Here is a 22,961-nt window from a genome sequence, read left to right as displayed (position 1 = left end):
TTTTTCGCGCTGTTCATCCGTTCCGTAGTGATAGCCGAGCCAACGCTCGATAGCCAATACGTACGGAAGAAGCCAGATGAATGCTGAGAAGTCCCTCAAACTTGCCCGCCGGTTCATCGAGTTACCGCTGGAAAAGCGCCGGTTATTTCTCGACGGCTTGCGCGCAGAAGGGATCGACTTTTCGCAGTTCCCGATTCCGGCAGACGTGGCGCAGGACGACCGCCATGCACTGTCTTATGCGCAGCGGCGCATGTGGTTTTTGTGGCAGCTTGATCCGCACAGCGGTGCCTATAACCTGCCGGGTGCTGTGCGCCTCACCGGAGCCCTGAATATCGCGGCCCTGGAGCAGGCCTTCGCCCATGTGGTGCAGCGTCACGAGACCCTGCGCACGGTGTTTCACCAACAGGCAGATGACAGCCTTGAGCAGGCGGCCCTGAGTCAGCCGCTGGTGGTTGAACACATGGATTTCACCCTGTTGCCCGCCCTTGAGCGTGAGCAGGCGATCGCTCGCGAGGCACAGCGCCAATCACTATTGCCCTTCGATCTGGCCAGTGGCCCGCTGTTGCGCATCAAGCTGATCAAGCTGGGCGATGACGAGCACGTCCTGCTGCTGACCCTGCATCACATCGTGTCTGATGGCTGGTCCATGAACGTGCTGATTGACGAGTTCATTCAGGGTTACGACGCCTTTGAGCGCGGCCAGCAGCCTCAGCTCCCCGACCTGCCCATTCAATACAGTGACTATGCATTGTGGCAGCGCCGCTGGCTGGAAGCCGGGGAGCAGGCGCGCCAGCTCGAATACTGGCAGGCCAAGCTCGGGGACGAGCACCCGGTCATTGCATTGCCCACCGATTACCCGCGCCCGGCCATGCCCAGCTACCGCGGCACGCGTCATGAGTTTGCGGTCGATCCGGCGCTGGTCGAGCAACTGCGCGCGCTGGCACAACGGCACAATGTCACGTTGTTCATGTTGCTGCTGGCGGCGTTCAACATCTTGCTGCATCGCTACAGCGGCCAGACCGACGTGCGGGTTGGCGTGCCCATTGCCAACCGCAACCGCCGAGAAGTCGAAGGGCTGATCGGCTTTTTTGTGAACACGCAGGTGCTGCGCAGCGAGCTGAATGCGCAAACCCGTGTGACGGATTTGCTGGCCGCCGTGAAGGAAACCGCGCTCGGCGCACAGGCGCACCAGGAGTTGCCGTTCGAGCAGTTGGTTGAAGCCTTCAAGCTGGAGCGCAACCTGAGCCATAACCCGCTGTTTCAAGTGATGTACAACCACCAGCCGCAGGTGGCCGACATAGAAACAGTCAGCACCGCCTCGGGGTTGGCGCTGGGCGTGATCGAGTGGGAAGGGCGCACCACGCAGTTCGACCTGAGCCTCGATACCTGGGAAAAAGGCGGGCGCCTCAATGCTGCGCTGACCTATGCCAACGATCTGTTCGACGCCTCGACTGTCACCCGTATGGCGCGGCACTGGGGCAATCTGCTGCGGGCCCTGGTCGACAACGCCGACTGCCGGATTGGCGAGCTGGCGATGCTGGATGCCAGCGAGCTGCACACCCAGGTACGCGACTGGAACAACACGGGCGCCGTGTACCCCGTCCATGTGTGCCTGCACCCGTTGATTGAAGCGCAAGTGCTGCGCACACCGCAGGCCACCGCCCTGGTGTTTGGCAATCAGTCCCTCACCTATGCGCAACTCAATGCGCGGGCCAACCAGTTGGCGCGCCGCTTGCGCGAACAGGGGGTGGGGCCGGATGTGCTGGTTGGCATTGCACTTGAGCGTTCGGTCGAGATGGTGGTCGGCCTGCTGGCCATCCTCAAGGCCGGCGGTGCGTATGTGCCGTTGGACCCGGAGTACCCGCAGGAACGCCTGACTTACATGATTGAGGACAGCGGCATCGGGTTGTTGCTGACGCAGCAAGCGCTGCTGACCCACTTGCCGGTGGCGGGTATTCAGGTCATCGCTCTCGATCAGGCTGTCGAGACGCTGCAAGACGATGACGACAGCAACCTGAACCTGGCGCAGGATGCCCGGCACCTGGCCTACGTGATTTACACCTCAGGTTCTACCGGTCGCCCCAAGGGCGCGGGCAACACCCATGCCGCACTGGTTAACCGCCTATGCTGGATGCAGCAAGCCTACGGTTTGAACGAGCACGACACGGTGCTGCAAAAAACCCCGTTCAGTTTTGACGTGTCCGTGTGGGAATTCTTTTGGCCGCTGCTCACCGGCGCGCGGCTGGTAGTGGCGCAACCGGGCGAGCATCGCGAGCCGCTGCGCCTGATTGAGACCCTGCGCCAGCATCAGGTCAGCACCGTGCATTTCGTGCCGTCGATGCTGCAAGCCTTTATCCACGAGACAGGGGTTGAGCAGTGCACCAGCCTGCGCCGCATCGTGTGCAGCGGTGAGGCGCTGGCGGTCGACGCGCAACAACAGGTGTTCGCCAAACTGCCGGGCACCGAGCTGTACAACCTGTACGGCCCGACCGAAGCCGCCATCGACGTGACCCACTGGACCTGTGTCGATGAAGGCGCCGCCAGTGTGCCGATTGGCCTGCCCATCGCCAACCTGCGCACGCTGGTGCTGGATGCCGACCTGTCCCCCGTGGCACTGGGGGTGGCGGGCGAGCTGTACCTGGGCGGTGCCGGTCTGGCACGCAATTATCATCGCCGCCCGGGCCTGACCGCCGAGCGTTTTGTGCCATGCCCGTTCAATCAGGGCGAACGCCTGTACCGCACCGGCGACCTTGTGCGCCAGCGGGTGGACGGGGTGATTGAGTACCTGGGCCGCCTCGACCATCAGGTCAAGCTGCGCGGCCTGCGGATCGAAATGGGCGAAATCGAAGCGCGTCTGGCTGAGCACGCGGCGGTGCGCGAAGCCGTGGCGCTGGTGCTCGATGGCAAGCAACTGGTGGCTTACGTGGTGCTCCAAGACCCGGCCACGGCAGGGGACTGGCAGGCCGCGCTGGCGGCGCATCTGCTGCGCGGGTTGCCAGAATACATGGTGCCCGGCCACTGGATCAGCCTGGAGCAACTGCCACTCTCGCCCAATGGCAAACTGGAGCGCCGCGCTCTGCCGCGCCCCGACCTGTCGTCTGCGCAGCAGGATTACACCGCGCCCGCCACTGAACTGGAGCAACGACTGGCCGACATTTGGCAGACGGTGCTGGGTGTCTCGCCCCTTGGCGTTGACGACAACTTTTTCGCACTTGGCGGCGATTCGATCATCTCGATTCAAGTGGTCAGCCGCGCGCGTCAGGCCGGTATCGCCTTCAGTCCGCGTGACCTGTTCCAGCACCAGACCATTCGCAGCCTGGCGCGGGTCGCCGAACTGAGCACGCACACCGCCATTGACCAAGGCATCGCCCACGGTGCCGTGGCGTTGGCCCCGGTGCAGCAATGGTTTTTCGAGCAGGCGATGCCCGCCCCTCATCACTGGAACCAGGCGTTGCTGTTGCAGCCGCGCCAACCGCTAGAGGCGGCGCCGCTGGAACAGGCGTTGCGCCAACTGTTGCGCCATCACGATGCTCTGCGCCTGCGTTTCGAGCAGCACGATGGCCGTTGGCAGCAAGCCTATGCCGACCTGTCAGCCGACAGCCTGCTGTGGCACAAAGCGGCGGCTGGCACCGATGAACTCAACGCCTTGTGCGAGCACGCCCAGCGCAGCCTCGATCTGCAACAGGGGCCATTGTTGCGTGCGCTGCTGGTTGACATGCCCGACCACACGCAACGCCTGCTGCTGGTGATCCACCACTTGGCGGTAGACGGTGTTTCATGGCGGGTATTGCTTGAAGACTTGCAGCAGTTTTATGCCCAGCCGTCCCACGCGCCTCAGCCCAAGACCAGCGCCTATCAGGCCTGGACCGCGCGGCTTGCCGAGGAGGCGCATGCACGACTACCGGAGCTGGCGCTGTGGCAAGCCCAGTTGGCGGCTGCGCCCCACGAACTGCCCCGCGATCACCTCGAGGCGGGGCTGCGCACGCGACACGCACAAAAGGTCGAGCTGACCCTGGACGCTGAACGCACCCGTCAGTTGCTGCAAGTGGCCCCGGCCACGTACCGCACTCAGGTCAACGACCTGTTACTGACGGCATTGGCACGGGTGATCTGCCGCTGGAGCGGTCACGCCAGCAGCCTGATTCAGCTCGAAGGTCATGGCCGCGAAGAGCTGTTTGCTGACGTGGACCTGTCGCGCACGGTGGGCTGGTTCACCAGCCTGTTCCCGGTGCAACTCACCCCCGCGGCCGGGCTGGGCGAGTCGATCAAAGCCATCAAGGAGCAACTGCGCAGCGTGCCGGACAAAGGCGTCGGTTACGGCCTGTTGCGTTATCTGGCAGGCGAGGCGGCGGGGGCGCAACTGGCGGCGCTGCCTACCCCGCGCATCACGTTCAACTACTTGGGGCAGTTCGACCGCCAGTTTGATGAACAGGCCCTGTTTGTCCCGGCTGCCGAAAGCGCGGGCCAGGCTCAAGACCAAGACGCACCGTTGGCCAACTGGCTGAGCATCGAGGGCCAGGTGTACGGCGGCGAGTTGAACCTGCAATGGACCTACAGCCGCGAGATGTTCGACGCGCACACCCTTGAAGCGCTGGTTGAGGACTACCAGCAGGAGCTGTGTGCGCTGATCGAGCATTGCGTGACCCATGAAACGGGCGGCATGACCCCCTCCGACTTCCCGCTGGCGCGTCTCACCCAGCAGCAGCTGGACAGCCTCAAAGTGCCTGCCAGCGCCATTGAAGACATCTACCCGTTGTCGCCGATGCAACAGGGTTTGCTGGTGCACACCTTGCTTGAGCCGGGTTCGGGCATCTACTTCATGCAAGACCGCTACATCATTGACAGTGACATCGACCTGCCGCGCTTCACGGCGGCCTGGCACGCCGTGGCCCAGCGTCACGATGCCTTGCGCGCGTCCTTCAGCCTGGACGATGACGGGCAGATGCTGCAAATCATTCACCGCGATGCCGCGCCCAAGGTTCAAGTCCACGACTGGACCGGGCGCCCCGAAGCCGAGCACGAAACCGCGCTGCAAGCGCTGTTGGCCCAGGACCGCGCCGAAGGATTCGACCTGCTCAACACGCCGCCCTTCAACCTGCGTCTGATTCGCCGCAGCGCCGGTCATTACTGGTTCATCCTCAGCAACCACCACATCCTGATTGACGCCTGGTGCCGTTCGCTGCTGCTGCAAGATTTCTTCGCGCTCTACAGCGGCCAGCGCAGCCTGCCGCCTGCGGCGCGATACCGCGATTTTATTCAATGGCTGCAAGAGCAGGGCGAGCGCGAAGCCCTTCAAGCATGGACGCAGGAATTGGCGGGGTTCGAGCAACCCACACCGCTGCCGTTCGATCGGGCTTTGCGCCGTCAGGGTGGTTTCTCGCAGATCGGCGACGTGTATGCCGACCTCACGGTCTGTCAAGGGCGTGCCTTGCGTGAGCTGGCGCAACGTTATCAATTGACCGTCAACACCTTGACCCAAGCTGCCTGGGCACTGGTGTTGCAGCGCTACAGCGGGCTGGATGAAGTGCTGTTCGGCGTGACCGTGGCGGGGCGACCGATCAACCGCCCCGAAATGCAGGACACCGTGGGCCTGTTCATCAACAGCATCCCGCTGCGCATGCGTCTGCCGCGTGCGGGCCAGCAGGTCAGCGTGCGTGAGTGGCTGCAAGGCTTGTTCGAGCACAACCTGGCGTTGCGTGAGCATGAACATTTGCCGTTGTTGCAGATTCAGGCGTGCAGCGCGCTGGACAAAGGCCAATCGATTTTCGACAGCCTGTTTGTCTATGAAAATGCACCGGTCGAGAGTGCCGTGGTCAGCGGCGCGGAGCAAATCAGCGCCAAGTCCGACAGCGCCCGTACCCACACCAACTACCCGATGACCGTGGTGGTGTACCCCGGCGATGCGCTGGGCCTGCACCTGTCATACGACAAGCGCTTCTTCGACGACGCCACCGTCGAGCGCTTGCTGGCTGACTTCAAGCGGTTGCTGCTGGCCATCGGCGAACATGCCGATGGGCTGTTTGCCGACTTGCCGGTGGTGGACGCCGGCGAACGCGAGCACGTGTTGCAGGCCGGCAATCAAACCGCGCGCGATTACCCGTTGGCGCACGGCTATGTACGCCTGTTTGAAGCGCAATGTGCGGCGCACCCGCAACAGGTGGTTGCGACCTGCCTGGATCAGCGCTGGACCTATCGCGATCTGGACACCCGCGCCAACCGCCTCGGCCATGCCCTGATTGAGGCCGGTGTGCGTGTTGATCAGCCGGTGGCGCTGCTGGCAGAGCGCAGCCTTGAGCTGCTGGGCATGATGCTTGGCAGCTTCAAGGCAGGCGCCGCTTACTTGCCGCTCGACCCGCAACTGCCCGCGCGGCGCTTGCTCGACTTGCTGCACTTGGGGCAAGTACCGCTGCTGGTGGCCAGTGCCGCCTGCCGCGAACAGGCGCATCAGATACTGGCGCAGTTAGCCCCGGCGCAACGCCCGCAATTACGGGTCTGGGAGGAGGTGCAAGGCGCGCGTTTCTCCAGCGCACAGCCGGGCATCTACACCGCGCCCAACAACCTTGCTTACGTGATCTTCACCTCGGGTTCCACCGGCACGCCCAAAGGGGTGATGGTGGAGCAGGCGGGCATGCTGAATAACCAGCTGAGCAAAAAACCGTATCTGGATCTGGGCAGTGCCGACGTGATTGCACAGACCGCGTCCCAGAGTTTCGATATTTCAGTTTGGCAATTTCTCGCCGCGCCGTTGTTTGGCGCGCAGGTCGACATCGTGCCCAACGCCATCGCCCACGACCCGGCCGCGCTGCTGGCGCACGTGGCGGCGCGAGGTATCAGCGTGCTGGAAAGCGTACCGTCGCTGATCCACAGCCTGCTCGACGAACCACAAGGCAGCCTGGCGCCGTTGCGCTGGATGCTGCCGACCGGCGAAGCCATGCCGCCTGAACTGGCACGCCGCTGGTTGCAGCGTTACCCGCGCATCGGGCTGGTCAACGCCTACGGCCCGGCTGAATGCTCCGATGACGTGGCGCTGTTCCGGGTGGACGCAGCGTCAGCCGAGGGTGCCTACCTGCCGATTGGCCTGGCCACTGACAACAACCGTTTGTACGTGCTCGACGGCGGTTTGCAACCGGTGCCGACCGGGGTGGTGGGTGAGTTGTACGTCGCGGGCACGGGCGTGGGGCGCGGCTATTTTGGCGACCCGTTGCGCAGCGCCAGTGTGTTTTTGCCCAACCCTTACGCGCAGCAGCCGGGTGAGCGTCTGTACCGCACCGGTGACTTGGCGCGGCGCCGTGCGGATGGCCAGTTAGAGTACGTGGGCCGCATCGACCAGCAAGTCAAAGTGCGCGGTTTTCGCATTGAACTGGGTGAAATCGAATCGCGCCTGCGTGACCTCGAGGGCGTGCGCGAAGCCGCCGTGGTGGTGCAGGAAGGCCCGATCGGCAAGGCATTGGTGGCCTTTGTCGTGGCCGACGATGACGCGCCGCACTGGAACACCCTGCGTGAACACCTCAAAGCCGGACTCAAGGCGCAACTGCCGGACTACATGGTGCCGTTGCAGTGGCTGCACCTCGATCAGTTGCCGCTCAATGCCAATGGCAAGGTGGACCGCAAGGCGCTGCCGCAGGCGCAAGCCGCCGACTGGCAGCGTGAAGTGGTGCAACCCCGGGCCGGGATTGAGACGCTCATGGCCTCGATCTGGCAAGACGTGCTCAAACTGGACGCCGTGGGCCGGGACGATAACTTCTTTGAACTGGGCGGGCATTCGCTGCTGGTGGCGCAGGTGGTGTCGCGCGTGCGTCAGCAATTGAGCATCGAACTGCCCCTCAGCAGCCTGTTTGAATACAGCGTGCTCAGTGACTTCTCTGCCCGCTGCGCGGCGCAACCACAAAGCGTCAGCCAACCGCTGCTGCGTGCACTGCCAGCAGGGCAAGCGGGCGTGCTGTCGTTTGCCCAGCAACGGCAGTGGATTCTCTGGCAACTGGACCCTGACAGCGCCGCCTACAACCTCCCGGCAGCCTTGCGCCTCAAGGGTGTGTTGAACCGCGAAGCCCTGCTGCGCAGCTTCAGCGACCTGCAAACGCGTCACGCCACCTTGCGCACCACGTTCACCCAGGACGGTGAACAGGCGCGCGGCGTGCTGCACGCCAGCCTGCCACTGGCAGTGCGCGAACTGGCAGTGTCAGCGCCTGGCGCCGCTGAAATTGAAGCGCTGGTGGCCCAGGAAATGCGTCAACCGTTCGACCTGCGCAATGGTCCGTTGTTGCGGGTGCTATTGCTCAACGTCGCAGCCGAGGAGCATGTGCTGGTGCTGACCGTGCACCACATTGCTGCCGATGGCTGGTCGATGCAGGTCATGGTGGATGAGTTCTGCGCCTTGTACCTGGCCCATGTTCAGGGGCAAGCCCCGCAGCTGCCAACGTTGAACATTCACTATGGCGATTACGCCGCCTGGCAACGCGACTGGTTGCAGGCGGGTGAGGGCGAGCGCCAACTGAGCGCCTGGAAAGCCCACCTGGGCACGCACCCTGCGCCGCTTGAGCTGCCTAGCGAATTGACCCGTCCGGCGATTCGTAGCGAACGCGGCGCGCGCCTTGAACTGTTGATTGAACCCGAATTGGCCGCCGGTCTGCGCCAGTTGGCCCAGCAACAGAGCGTGACCCTGTTCATGCTGCTGCTGGCCAGTTACCAGACCGTGCTGCATCGCTACAGCGGCCAATCGACAATCAACGTCGGGGTGCCAAACGCGGGGCGTAGCCGTCTCGAAACCGAAGGCTTGATCGGCTTCTTTATCAACACTCAGGTGCTGCGCGCCGAGATCGACGGCCAGCAGACTTTCGCCAGCCTGCTGCAACAGGTCAAAAAAGCCGCCCTGTGGGCACAAGCGCATCAGGAGCTGCCGTTCGAGCAGCTGGTCGAAGCGCTGCAACCGGAACGCAGCCTGAGCCACAGCCCGCTGTTTCAGGTGCTGTTCAACCATCAGCGCCAGCTCGGCGAAAGTGTCGAGCGCAGCCTGCCGGGGCTGAGTGTCGAGCGCATGGACTGGCAGCAACACACGGCCCAGTTTGATCTGGCGCTGGACACCGAAGAGCAGGGCGAGCAGTTACACGCCAGCCTGACCTACGCCAGCGACGTGTATGACGCCGCCACCATGACGCAGCTGGGCGGGCACTGGCTCAACCTGCTGCGCGCCGTGGTGCGTGAGCCGCAACAACGGATTGCCGCACTTGAGCTGCTGGAGCCGTGCGAGCAGCAAGCGCTGATTGAGCAATGGAACCCGAACGTTCAGCGCCAGCCGGTGGCTGCGGCCTTGCACCAGCTGTTCGAAGCGCAAGCCGCCGTGCAGCCGCACGCCGTGGCGCTGCGGTGGGGCGACGAGGGGCTCAGCTATGCCGACCTTAACGCCCGGTCCAATCGGCTGGCGCGCAAACTGCGCGAGCTGGGCGTTGGCCCGGAAGTGCGCGTGGGCATTGCCACCGAGCGGGCGATACCGCTGGTGGTCGGCGTGTTGGCGATTCTCAAGGCCGGGGGTGCCTATGTGCCGCTGGACCCGCAATACCCGGCCGAACGCTTGAGCTTCATGATCGAAGACAGCGGCATTGCCTTGCTGCTGACCCAGGAGCACCTGCTGGAGCATTTGCCGCCCCGCGTTGGGGTGCAGACGCTGTGCCTGGAGCATCTGGCGCTGGACGCGTTCAGTGCTGACAACCTGGCCAACCAGACCCTGCCGGACACTCTGGCGTACGTGATCTACACCTCCGGCTCCACCGGGCGACCCAAGGGCGCGCTGCTCAGCCATGCCAACGTCACCCGCTTGCTGAGTGCCACGCAGCAGCCGTTTGGCTTCGGCGCGCAGGACGTGTGGACGCTGTTCCATTCCTACGCGTTCGACTTCTCGGTCTGGGAACTGTTTGGTGCCCTGTGCACCGGCGGTCGCCTGGTGATCGTGCCGTATTTCATCAGCCGCGAGCCGCAGGCGTTCCATCAATTGTTGTGTGACGAAGGCGTCACGGTGCTCAACCAGACGCCGACGGCGTTCCGTCAATTACTGCCCATTGCCTGCCAGAGCACACTACCACTGGCACTGCGGTGGGTGATCTTCGGGGGTGAGGCGCTGGACGTGTCGAGCCTGCGCCCGTGGTACGAGCGCTTCGGTGATCAAAGCACCACGCTGGTGAACATGTACGGCATCACCGAAACCACGGTTCACGTGACGTTCCGTGCGCTGAGCCCGGCGGACCTGGACGCCAAGGTGCAAAGCCCGATTGGCCGCCCGCTCAGCGACCTGAGCTGGTATTTGCTCGACAGCCAGTTGCAGCCGGTTGCAGCGGGCTGCGCGGGCGAGCTGTATATCGCCGGGGCGGGGTTGGCGCGGGGGTATCACGGCCGCACGGGGCTGACAGCGGAGCGTTTTGTACCCAGCCCGTTTGCGCCGGGCGAACGCCTGTATCGCAGCGGCGACCTGGCACGCCAGCGTGCGGACGGCAATATCGACTATCTGGGCCGTATCGACCAGCAGGTGAAAATCCGTGGTTTCCGTATCGAGCTGGGTGAGATCGAAGCCTGCCTCAAACAGCAGGTTGGCGTGGCGCAAGCGGTACTGAGCGTGCATCCAGGCACTCACGGGCCGCAGTTGTGTGCCTATGTGGTGGCCGATCAAGCGCCCGCCGACCCACTGGCGTGGCGTGAACATTTGCGTGAGGCGCTTAAGGTCGACTTGCCGGACTACATGGTGCCGACCCATTGGCGGCTGCTTGACGCCCTGCCATTGACCGGCAACGGCAAGCTCGATCGCAAGGCCTTGCCACCGCCCGACGTCGAAGACTGGCAGCGTCCCTACAGCGCACCGGTCGGCGAGCTGGAGCAACAGCTCGCGGCAATCTGGGCCAGCGTGCTGAACGTGGAGCGCGTCGGGCGCCACGACAACTTCTTTGAATTGGGCGGGCACTCGTTGCTCGCGGCCCAGGCCAGCGCCCGGGTTGAACTTGAATTGGGCATCGAGCTGGCGCTGCGCGCGCTGTTCGAGGCCGCCGACCTGCAAGCCTATGCCGCGGTGGCACAGGCACAAACGCCTGCGGATAACGATGGTCGTCTGAGCGCGCTCGAATCGCTGCTCGACGAGATGGAGATCAACTGATGGAACACTCGACCGCGTGGCGCATTGCCAACCGTTTTGCCAGCCTGGCGCCTGAACAGCGCCGTGAGTTCCTGCAAAAAATGCAGGCGCAGGGCGTCAGCTTCGGCCAGTTGCCGATCCCGGCCACGGCCCCTGCCGATGGTCTGTGCGAACTGTCGTATGCACAGCAACGCCAATGGTTCCTTTGGCAGTTAGACCCTGAGGGCGCCGCGTATCACATCCCGGCGGCCCTGCGCCTGCGGGGCGGGTTGAATGTCGACGCCTTGCAACACAGCTTCGACGCGTTGCTCAGGCGCCATCACAGCTTGCGCAGCGTTTTTGTCGAGCACGACGGCCAGGTTCAATGCAGTAGCCCGCTCGCGCCTACAGGTATGCAGTTGACGCGCCATGACCTGCGTGATCTGGCCACGGCCGAACGCATGCCACGTGCATTGGCTTTGCTTGAACACGACATCGCCCAGCCGTTCGACCTGCAAAACGGCCCGCTGCTGCGGGTCAGCCTGCTGCAACTGGACACCGACGACTACGTGCTGGTGCTGACCCTGCACCACATCGTGGCCGATGGTTGGTCGATGGGGGTGTTGGTTGACGAATTCTCGCAGCTGTATGCGGCCCATGTGCAAGGCAAAACCCTGACGCTGCCCGAGCTGCCCATTCAATACGCCGACTACGCACTGTGGCAGCGGCGCTGGATGGAGGCCGGTGAGCTGGAGCGCCAACTGGACTGGTGGCGCGGGCAACTGGGTGACGAGCAGCCGGTGCTGGAACTGCCGGGTGATCGCCCGCGCCCTGCGCAACCCACGCAGCAGGGTGCGCGCCTGGACTTCACCCTTGAGCCGGTATTGGCCAAAAACCTGATGGCGCTGGCCCGACAGCGCGGCGTGACCCCGTTCATGCTGTTGCTGGCCAGTTTTCAGACCTTGTTGCACCGCTACAGCGGTCAGCAGGATCTGCGTATCGGCGTCCCTGTAGCCAACCGCAATCGGGCTGAGAGCCGTGGCCTGATCGGTTTTTTCGTGAACACGCAAGTGCTGCGCGCCGAGCTTGACGGGCACCTGCCGTTTACCCGCCTGCTGGAACAAACCCGTGACCGTTCGCTGGACGCGCAAGGCTATCAGGACCTGCCCTTCGAGCGGCTGGTGCAGGCGCTGCAAGGCGAGCGCAGCCTGAGTCACAGCCCGTTGTTCCAGGTCATGTTCAATCACCAGCAAAGCCGTCCCGGCGCGCTGAGTGCAATGTTGGCCGGTTTGCAGATCGACAGTGTGGAGTGGCAGAGCCGCACCACCCAGTTTGACCTGCAACTGGACACCCATGAGGAAGGCGAGCGCCTGATGGCCAGCCTGACCTACGCCACCGACCTGTTTGACGCCGCGCGTATCGAGCAGATGGCGGCGCATTGGCGCAACCTGCTGGCGGCCATTGTGGCCGACCCGAACTGCGCAATTGGCGCATTGCCGATGCTGTCGGCCTCCGAGGTTCAAGCCACGCTTTACCAGCTCAATGCCACCGCACATCCCTATCCGGGCCCGGAATGCGTGCACCTGCACATCGAGGCGCAAGCGGCGGCAACGCCCCAGGCCTGCGCGCTGGTGTTTGCCGGCCAACGCCTGAGTTATGCCGAGTTGAACCAGCGGGCCAACCGTCTGGCCCGCTGCTTGCGTGAGCAGGGTGTTGGCCCGGAAGTTCGCGTGGGCGTGGCGTGCGAACGCTCGCTGGAATTGGTCATTGGGCTGCTGGCGATTCTCAAGGCCGGTGGCGCTTATGTGCCGTTAGACCCCGAATACCCGGCCGAGCGTCTGGCCTACCTGTTTGAAGACAGCGGTATCAGCCTGTTGCTGACCCAGGCCCATGTGCAGGCTGACTTGCCGTTGCCTGAAGGCTTGCCCGTGCTCTGCCTGCAAACCAGCGCCGCTTGGCTGGCCGAGTACGCCAACGAGGATGTGCCTAACCTGGCCAGCGCGCAGAACCTGGCATACGTGATTTACACCTCGGGTTCCACGGGCCGCCCTAAAGGTGCGGGCAACAGTCATGGGGCGTTGTACAACCGTCTGGCGTGGATGCAACAGGCCTATGCACTGAGCGCGACCGATCGGGTGTTGCAAAAAACCCCTTTCAGTTTTGACGTGTCGGTGTGGGAGTTTTTTTGGCCGCTGATGCACGGCGCCACCCTGGTGGTGGCGGCACCGGGCGCGCACCGCGACCCGCAACAGCTGGCGGCGTTGATCGTCGAACAGGCGATCACCACGCTGCACTTCGTGCCCTCGATGCTTCAGGCCTTTATCGGCGCCGAGGAAGCCGCGCAGTGCACCTCGTTACAACGCATCGTGTGCAGTGGCGAGGCGCTGGCGGTCGAGTTGCAGCGCCAGACGTTGCGCAGCCTGCCGCAAGCGTCGTTATACAACCTGTACGGCCCGACCGAGGCGGCCATCGACGTCACCCACTGGACGTGCGTCGAAGAGGGCCGCGACAGCGTGCCTATCGGGCGCCCGATTGCCAACCTGCGTACGTACATCCTCAGCCCTGAACTGCTGGCGTTGCCGAACGGCGCGATTGGCGAGTTGTACCTGGCGGGCAGCGGTTTGGCCCGGGGTTATCACGCACGTCCGGGGTTGACCGCCGAGCGCTTTGTGGTCGACCCGTTTGGCACCGGTGAGCGCCTCTATCGCACCGGTGATCTGGCCCGCTACCGCGCCGATGGCGCCATTGAATACTGCGGGCGCATCGACCATCAGGTGAAAATTCGCGGGTTGCGCATCGAGCTGGGCGAAATCGAAGCGCGCCTGCAAGAACACCCGCAGGTGCAGGACGCCGTGGTACTGGCGCTTGAGAACCAGTTGGTGGCGTATCTGGTGCCCGCCGATGCCGCGGTGCTCAGCCGCCCAGAGGCGCAAGCGCCGTGGCGCGAAGCGCTCAAGGCGCACCTGTTGCAGAGCCTGCCGGACTACATGGTGCCCACGCACCTGATGCTGATCGAGCGCATGCCGCTCAGCCCTAACGGCAAGCTGGAACGCAAGTTGCTGCCAGCGCCGCACGTCAGTGTCAGCCAGCGCGTGTTTGAAGCACCCCGCAGCGAGCACGAACGCCAATTGGCGGCCATCTGGCAAGAAGTGCTGGGGGTCGAGCAGGTCGGGCGTCACGATAATTTCTTTGAGCTGGGCGGTGACTCGATCATCTCGATTCAAGTGGTCAGCCGCGCCCGCCGTGCAGGTTTGGGGTTGAAACCACGGGATCTGTTTCAACAGCCGACCTTGCACGCGCTGGCTGCTGTGGTGAGCCAGCAGGCCGCGCCGCACATTGCCCAAGGCCCGGTGCTCGGCGTGCAACCCCTGACCCCGGTGCAGCACGGGTTCTTTGAACACCAGCGGGTGCAGCCGCAGCACTGGAACCAGTCGGTGTTGCTTGATGTGCGCGAACCGCTGGACTTGTTACGCCTGCAAACCGCTGTGCAGCAGGTGCTGGCCCAACACGATGCGCTGCGCTTGCAGTTCCGTGAAATCGAGGGGCAATGGACGGCGCGTTATGTGCCGCTCGACAGCGCGGCCGCCACCGATTTGCTGTGGACCGCACAGGTGCAAAGCGATGAGGCACTGCAAGCCTTGTGTGACGAAGCCCAGCGCAGCTTGTCGCTGCATGACGGCCCGCTGTTGCGCGCGGTGTTGATCGACCACGAGGACGCAGGCCAACGCTTGCTGTTGGTGATTCATCACTTGGTGGTCGATGGCGTGTCGTGGCGTGTCCTGCTTGAAGACCTGCAAGCGGCGTACGCCGGGCAGGCGCTGCCGGAAAAAACCAGTGCCCTGCAAGACTGGGCCACCCGACTCAGCGCCTACGCCAACAGCGACGCTCTGCTGGCTGAATCGGCGTGGTGGCAGGCCCAGTTGCAGGGTGTCAGCGCGCAGTTGCCCAAGGCCCGCCCCGGCGGCAGCCAGGCCCTGCGTCATCGTCAGGTGGTCAGCCTGGGGTTGAACCGCGAACACACCCGTCAACTGTTGCAACAGGCGCCCGCGGCGTATCGCACTCAGGTCAATGACCTGTTGCTGACCGCATTGGCCCGCGCGTTGTGTGACTGGACCGGTGATTCGACAGCGTTGATTCAACTCGAAGGCCACGGCCGCGAAGACCTGTTCGACACGCTTGACCTGACCCGCACGGTGGGCTGGTTCACCAGCCTGTTCCCGGTCAAATTGACCCCGGCCGCCGATCTGGCGACCTCGATCAAGGCCATCAAGCAGCAACTGCGTGACATCCCCGGCAAAGGGCTGGGCTTTGGTGTGTTGCGCTACCACGGCCCGACCGAGGTGCAAGCCCGCCTTGCGGCGTTGCCGACCGCCAGGGTCACGTTCAACTATCTGGGCCAGTTCGACCAGAGCTTCAGTGACGATGCGTTATTTGTGCCCTCCCGCCACAGCAGCGGTGCGGCGCAGAGCCTGGACTCGCCGCTGGCCAACTGGTTGTCAGTGGACGGTCAGGTGTTTGGCGGTGAACTGAAACTGGACCTGAGCTTCAGTCAGGAGTGCTTCGACAAGGCTGATATTCAAGCATTGGCGGCGGCCATCGAAACCAACCTGCGGGCGCTGGTGGCGCACTGCGTCAACCCGCAACACGGCGGTGTGACCCCGGCAGACTTCCCGCTGGCGCCACTGAGCCAAAGCCAACTGGATGAACTGCCGGTGGCTGCGCGGCAGATCGAAGACCTGTACCCGTTATCGCCAATGCAGAGCGGGTTGCTGTTTCACAGCCTCTACGAACCGCAGGCCGGGGCTTACGTCAACCAGCTCAGCGTCGAAGCCAAAGGGCTGGACGCGGCGCGATTGGGCCAGGCGTGGCAAGCGACACTGGATGCGCACCCGATTTTGCGCAGCGGGTTCCACTGGCCGCAGGGCGCCACAGAACCGGTGCAAGTGGTGCAACGCACACTGGAGCTGCCGCTCACCGTGCTCGACTGGCGCGGCCGTGACGATCAGGACGCGGAGCTGCAATTGCTGGCCCGCAGCGAACGCTTGGCGTTCGATCCGGCCCAGCCGCCGTTGTTGCGTCTGGCGTTGGTGCGCCTCGACGAGCAGCGTCAGCAACTGATTTACACCCATCACCACGTGTTGCTCGATGGTTGGAGCAATGCCCTGCTGCTGGGCGAGGTGTTGCAGCGTTATGCCGGGGTCGAGGTGGCGAACCATCAAGGCCGTTTTGCCGATTACATTGGCTGGTTGCAGGGGCAGGACGCGGTGGCGGACGAAGCCTTTTGGCGCGAGCAACTGCTCGCTTTGCAAAATCCGACCCTGCTCGCCCAGAGCGTGGCGCACGCCACCACGGCTCCCGCCGATGCCTACGCCGACCATCGGCAGGTGTTCGACGCGCCGAGCAGTGCGGCCTTTGCCGCGTTTGCCCGTCGGCACAGCATTACCCTCAACACCTTGGTGCAAGGCGCGTGGGCGGTATTGTTGCAGCGCTACAGCGGTCAACAGACGGTGGCGTTTGGCGCCACGGTGGCGGGGCGACCGGTGGACTTGCCGGGTGCCGAGCAGCAGTTGGGTCTGTTTATCAATACCTTGGCGGTGATCAGCCAGCCACAAGCCGCTGAAAGCGTGGCGCAGTGGTTAGGGCGTTTGCAGGCGCACAACCTTGAGCTGCGCGAGCATGAATTCACCGCGTTGAGCGACGTGCAGCGCTGGGCCGGTCGCGCAGGCGAACCGTTGTTTGACAGCCTGCTGGTGTTCGAAAACTTCCCCATTGCCCAGGCCCTGCAACAGGGCGCGCCGGATGGCCTGAGCTTCTCGTTGCCCGACAACCATGAACGCACCAACTACCCGCTGACACTGGCGGCGGTCAGCGAAGGGCAATTGAGCCTGACCTGGAGCTATTTGCTCAGCCACTTCAGCCCCACAGCCGTGGCGCGCATGAGCCAGCATCTGGCGTGTCTGCTGGAGGCTATGGTCGCGGCGCCGCAAGCCCGTCTCGGTGACTTGCCGTTACTGAGTGCCGCCGAGCGCCAACAGCTGCTGTATGACTGGAACCCGGCGCCGCAGCCGCTGACCGAGCACTGCGTGCATCAGTTGATTGAAACGCAGGCGGCGATGCGTCCCGAGGCGCCCGCGCTGATCTTTGCCGACACCACCTTCAGCTATGCCGACCTCAATCAGCGCGCCAACCGCTTGGCCCATCGCTTGCGCGAGTTGGGGGTTGGCCCTGAAGTGCGGGTGGGGCTGGCAGTGGAGCGTTCGCCACAGATGATCATTGGCTTGCTGGCGATCCTCAAGGCGGGCGGGGCGTATGTGCCGCTCGACCCGGCCTACCCGGCCGAGCGCTTGAGTTATTTGATGCAGGACAGCGGCATTGCCCTGTTGTTGAGCCAGTCGTGGCTGGGCAATCAATTGCCCCGGATCGACGGCCTGCCGGTCCTGGAACTGGACCGCGAAACCGTCGCGCATTTGCCGGGCACCAACCTGCCTAACCTGACCTGCGCGCACAACCTCGCTTACCTGATTTACACCTCGGGTTCGACCGGTCGCCCCAAAGGCGTCAGTGTGGCCCACGGCCCGCTGGCCATGCACTGCCAATCGATTGGCGAGCTGTACGGCATGACCCCGCAGGACCGCGAGTTGCAATTTGCCTCTATCAGTTTTGACGGTGCCCATGAGCGCTGGCTGACGCCGCTGGTGTTCGGCTCGGCGCTGATGCCGCGGGACGATGAAGTCTGGAGCGCTCAACGCACCTGCGAAGAGATCGAGCGCCACGGCATAACCATCGCCTGTTTCACCCCCAGCTACCTGCTGCAAATGGCCGATTACATCGGCGAAGCAGGGCGCCAGTTGCCGATTCGTTCCTACACCGTGGGCGGTGAGGGCATGCCCAAGCACGCGTTCGATGAAGTGCAGCGGGTGTTGCAGCCGCCACGCATCATCAACGGTTATGGCCCGACCGAAACCGTCATCACGCCGCTGATCTGGTGCGCGTATCCGGGCACGCAATTTGATTCGGCGTTCCTGCCGATCGGCCGCCCGGTGGGGCAACGCAGTGCGTATGTGCTCGACAGTCATCTGCAACCGCTGCCGGTGGGCGTGGCGGGTGAGCTGTACTTGGGCGGCGAGGGCATTGCTCGCGGTTATCATCAGCGTCCTGACCTGACTGCTGAGCGCTTTGTACCGGACCCGTTCGTGGCCGGTGCACGCCTGTATCGCAGCGGCGACCTGGCGCGGCTGCGCGAAGATGGCGTGGTCGAGTACCTGGGGCGTATTGACCAGCAAGTGAAGATTCGCGGTTTCCGCATTGAACTGGGGGAAATCGAAGCCTGCCTGCTGGAACACGAGGGCGTACGCGAAGCCTTTGTGGTGGACCGTGAAGGGCCGGTCAGCCGTCAATTGGTCGGTTATGTGGTAGCGCGTGACCCGCTGGCCGATGAGGGCGCGTTGCGCGAAGCGCTGAATGCACACCTGCGCAGCCGTTTGCCGGCGCACATGATGCCCGCGCACATGATGTGCCTGGCGGCGCTGCCATTGACCCCCAACGGCAAACTTGACCGTCAGGCACTGCCTGCGCCCCACGCCAGCCGTGAGGTGCTGGACCGGGTGCTGCCGGGCACACCGGCAGAGTCACTGCTGGCCGACATCTGGCAAGAATTGCTGGGGTTGGAGGCGATTGGCGTCACCGAAAACTTCTTCGAGTTGGGCGGCGATTCGATCATCTCTTTGCAGGCCGTGAGCCGGGCGGGCGCGCAAGGTCTGGCGTTCACTCCCAAACAACTGTTCGAGGCCCAAACCATTCGTGCGTTGGCGCAGCTGGCGGTGGATGCCGCACCGCAGTCCGCGCAGGTACTCCACAGCGTGCCCTTTGCTCAAGTGAGCGCAGCCGTGCAGGTTGATCGCAGCTCACTGGACGACCTTTACCCGCTGTCGCCGATGCAGCAGGGCATGTTGTTCCACTGCATCGAATCGCCGGAGCTGAACCTGTACGTCAACCAGCTCAGCGTGGCGGTCGAAGGGTTGCAGGTCGAACGCTTTTGCGCGGCGTGGGAGGCCCTGCTTGAGCGTCACGAGGTGCTGCGCGCCGCTTTCCTTTGGCGCGACGGTCTGGCTGACCCGCTGCAAGCGGTGTATCAGCAGGCGCGCGTGCCCATTGTCGAACTGGACTGGCGTGAACATGCCGAGCCAGACGCGGCTTTGCAGGCCTTGGCGGCGCAGGACCAGGCGCGCGGGTTTGATCTGAGCTGCCCACCGTTGATGCGCTTTACGCTGGTGCGCCTGGAGGAGCACCGGTACCAGATGATCTGGACTTACCATCACTTGCTGCTCGATGGCTGGAGCGCGTCACGTTTGCTCGGCGAAATGCTGCGTTTGTACGCTCATCAGAGCCTGCCGCAACTGAGTGGGCGTTATGCCGATTACATCCAGTGGCTGGCGCAGCAGGACGTCAGTGTGGCCGAAGGCTTCTGGCGCGAGCAGCTTGCTGCAGTGCAAGCGCCGACCATTCTGGCGAATGCGGCCAACACCGACGGTCGCGGGCATGGCGTGCTCTACACCTATCTGGACAGCGACGCGACACGCCGCTTGCATGCCTTTGCCAATCGTCAGCGGGTGACGCTCAACACCGTGGTGCAAGCCGCCTGGTTACTGTTGTTGCAACGCCATACCGGGCAACGCAGCGTGGCGTTTGGTGCCACGGTGGCGGGGCGCCCGACCGGGTTGGCGGGTGCGCAAGACATGCTGGGCCTGTTCATCAACACTTTGCCGGTGATCCAGACCCTTGACCCGCAGCAAGCGCTGGGTGACTGGTTGCGTCAATTACAGGCTTACAACCTTTCGATCCGTGACTTTGAGCACACCCCTCTGGCGGATATTCAGCGTTGGGCCGGACAGGGCGGGCAAGGGCTGTTCGACAGCATTATCGTGTTTGAAAACCACCCGGTGGACCGTGCCCTGCGCGGTGAGCAAGACGGCGAGCTGAAATTTGCCGAAGTCGGCAGCGGCGGGGTGACCAACTTCCCGATGGACTTGATGGTCAGCGCCACCGATCAGGGCCTGGAGGTGGAATACCTGTACTTGCGCGAACGCTTCAGCGCGCCTGAGGTGGAACACATTCGCGCGCAGTTCGAAGGTTTGCTGGCGCAATTGCCGCTGGATGCGCAGTGCCTGATCGGCAACATTGGGCTGCCACAGGCGCAGATTGAAATGCCACAGCCGCCTATGCCGACGCAAGACGTGGTGCAGGGCTTTATGGCTCAGGTGCTGCGTCAGCCTCAGGCGGTGGCCTTGATCTGCGACGGTCGTGAGTTGACCTATGCCGCACTGGATCGTCAGGCCGACGCCTTGGCCGCGCAGCTGCAAGCGCGGGGCATTGGTCCGGAATCGTTGGTGGCCGTGGCGTTGCCGCGTTCAGAAGAGACGATTGTGGCGTTTGTGGCGGTGCTCAAGGCCGGTGCTGCGTATTTGCCGCTGGACCTCGACTACCCGGCCGAGCGGCTGGCGTTCATGCTGGCCGACTCTGCGGCCAGCCTGTTGCTGTGCCACAGCGATGTGGACGAACGCGTGGCCTTCACGGCTGCCACCCCGCGGTTGCTGCTTGATCAACTGAGTGATCAGCCGCTGTTGCCGCGCGCGGTTGAATCGTTGGGCGGGCACCTGGCGTACCTGATTTACACCTCCGGCTCCACTGGCCAGCCCAAGGGCGTGGCCGTGGCGCGGCAACCGATCGCGCGGCACTGTCAGGGCATCATCGAGCGGTATGAACTGACCCCCCGCAGCCGCGAATTGCACTTTATGTCCTTCTCCTTTGACGGCGCGCAAGAGCGTTGGCTCAGTGTGTTGCTGGCCGGTGGCAGCCTGGTGATTCGCGACGATCAGCTGTGGACGGCGGAGCAGACCTTAGCGGTGCTGCATGCCTACAACGTGAGCGTGGCGTGCTTCCCGCCGGCGTACCTGCAACAACTGGCCGATGTGGCGCTGACGCAGGGCAATCCACCGCCCGTTCACACCTACTGCTTTGGCGGTGATGCGGTGCCGCATGCCAGTTTTGAACGGGTCAAACAGGCGCTGCGCCCGCAACGACTGGTCAACGGCTATGGCCCGACCGAAACCGTGGTCACGCCGCTGCTGTGGCGGGCCGAGGTGAGCGAGCGCTGTGAGGCGGCGTACGCGCCGATTGGCCGCAGCGTGGCCGGCCGCGGGGTGTATGTGCTGGACGCAGACATGAACCCGTTGCCGGTGGGTGTCAGCGGTGAACTGTACTTGGGTGGCGAATGTCTGGCGCGGGGTTATCACCGTCAGCCGGGGTTGAGCGCCGAACGCTTTGTGCCGGACCCGTTCGAGGCCAAGGGCGGGCGCATGTACCGCACTGGCGACTTGGTACGCCAGCGCGAGTGCGGCTTGATCGACTATCTGGGGCGACTGGACCAGCAGGTAAAAATTCGCGGGTTCCGTATTGAACTGGGTGAAATCGAAGCGCGCCTGCGTCAGTGCGACGGTGTGCAAGACGCGGCCGTCAAGGTGATCGAAGGCACGAGTGGCAAACAATTGGTGGGCTACGTGGTGGCTGCCGCCCGCGCCACACTGGAGCGTGAAATCAAGGAGCAACTGCAAGCGCAACTGCCGGATTACATGGTGCCGACGTACATTGTGCCGTTGGCGTGCTTCCCGCTGTCGGCCAACGGCAAACTGGACCGGCGCGCATTACCCGAACCGCAACTGACCCAGGGCACGTACCGCGCGCCGCGTAATGCGCTGGAACAGGCGCTGGCGTTGATCTGGCAAGAGGTCCTGGGGCTGGCGTCAGTAGGCATCGACGACAACTTCTTCGAGCTGGGTGGCGATTCGCTGCAAGTGCTCAAAGTGATTTCGCGGGTGCGCAATCAGCCTGAGCTGGGTTTGAGTTTGAAACTGCGCGACTTGATGCAAAAACCGTGTATTGCCGAACTCAGCGGGTTTGAACCCGTGGTTGCGGATCAGGCGCCGGACCCGTTGCTGGCGCTCAACAGCCGGGTCAAGGACGTACCGCCGCTGTTCTGCTTGCACGCAGGTTTCGGCACCGTGTTCGACTACGAGCCATTGGCCCGTAAATTGGACGGGCGCCGCAGCGTCTATGGAGTGCAGTGCCGCATGTTGCTCGACCCCCAGTGGCAGGACGCGTCGTTACACAGCATGGCACTCGCTTATGCCGAACGTATTCGTCAGCAGCAGGCCAATGGTCCGTATCACCTGCTTGGCTGGTCGTTGGGCGGGGCATTGGCCTTGCTGGTGGCGCAAGCGCTTGAGGCGCAAGGTCAGCAGGTGGCATTTGCCGGTTTGGTCGATACCTACGTGGCGGGAACGGCTGAGGCCAGTGACGGGCGCGAAGACTTGCAGGACTTTTTGCGCTTTGTGCTGGGTGTGTCCGAGGCCGAGGCGAACGTGTTGCTGGATGAGCAAGGGCCAAGTGCCGAGCAGGTGATTGGTGCCGCGATGGCCGAACCGCGCAGCGGGCTGGGTGAGCATGGGCTGCTCGGGGCGGCGGAGCTGAGCCACATCTTTGCAGTGGGTGCGCGCCTCAAGCAATTGGCGCTGGCGCAGGCTGCGTTGCCTGCAACCCGGGTTCAGGCGCACCACTGGTGGGTGACGGGACGTGACGAGGAGCGCCGCGAGCATGCGACACAAATCGGTGCGGGTGCCAGTCATGCAGTTTTGGCGGGTGGACACTACGAACTGCTGCGCCAGGCCGCGTTACTGACCCGACTGGAGCACTTGCTGGCGGGGCAGCCTGAGCGGGCGTGAGCACTTTTATTGCGTAGAAGCTGTCGCAGGCGGCGATCTTTAAATCTTAAAAGCGCGCCGCCTGCGCACCTCAAGAAGCCTGTTTATGGATA

At 63.8% G+C, this 22,961-nt stretch carries 2 protein-coding genes; both read left to right on the top strand.

The window, feature by feature from the left end:
• Nucleotides 1-76 precede the first annotated feature (76 nt).
• The gene (locus GYN01_RS13240) at nt 77-11,134 is read left to right on the top strand and encodes a non-ribosomal peptide synthase/polyketide synthase (RefSeq protein WP_203307268.1); all 11,058 of its coding nucleotides are present in this window, start codon (nt 77-79) and stop codon (nt 11,132-11,134) included.
• A complete protein-coding gene (locus GYN01_RS13235) occupies nt 11,134-22,869 on the top strand; it encodes a non-ribosomal peptide synthase/polyketide synthase (RefSeq protein WP_203307267.1) in 11,736 nt (3,911 codons plus the stop codon). Before GYN01_RS13240 ends, GYN01_RS13235 begins: the two co-directional genes overlap by 1 nt.
• Nucleotides 22,870-22,961 lie beyond the last annotated feature (92 nt).

The organism is Pseudomonas weihenstephanensis, from assembly GCF_016812185.1.
Lineage (GTDB): Bacteria > Pseudomonadota > Gammaproteobacteria > Pseudomonadales > Pseudomonadaceae > Aquipseudomonas > Aquipseudomonas weihenstephanensis.
Note: the sequence above shows the minus strand (reverse complement) of the source record. Positions and strands in the feature narration are given on the sequence as shown.

Bases quoted from the DNA above. Each gene is read 5' to 3' on its own strand.
- GYN01_RS13235 (WP_203307267.1), top strand. From the start codon at position 11,134: ATGGAACACTCGACCGCGTGGCGCATTGCCAACCGTTTTGCCAGCCTG.
- GYN01_RS13240 (WP_203307268.1), top strand. From the start codon at position 77: ATGAATGCTGAGAAGTCCCTCAAACTTGCCCGCCGGTTCATCGAGTTA.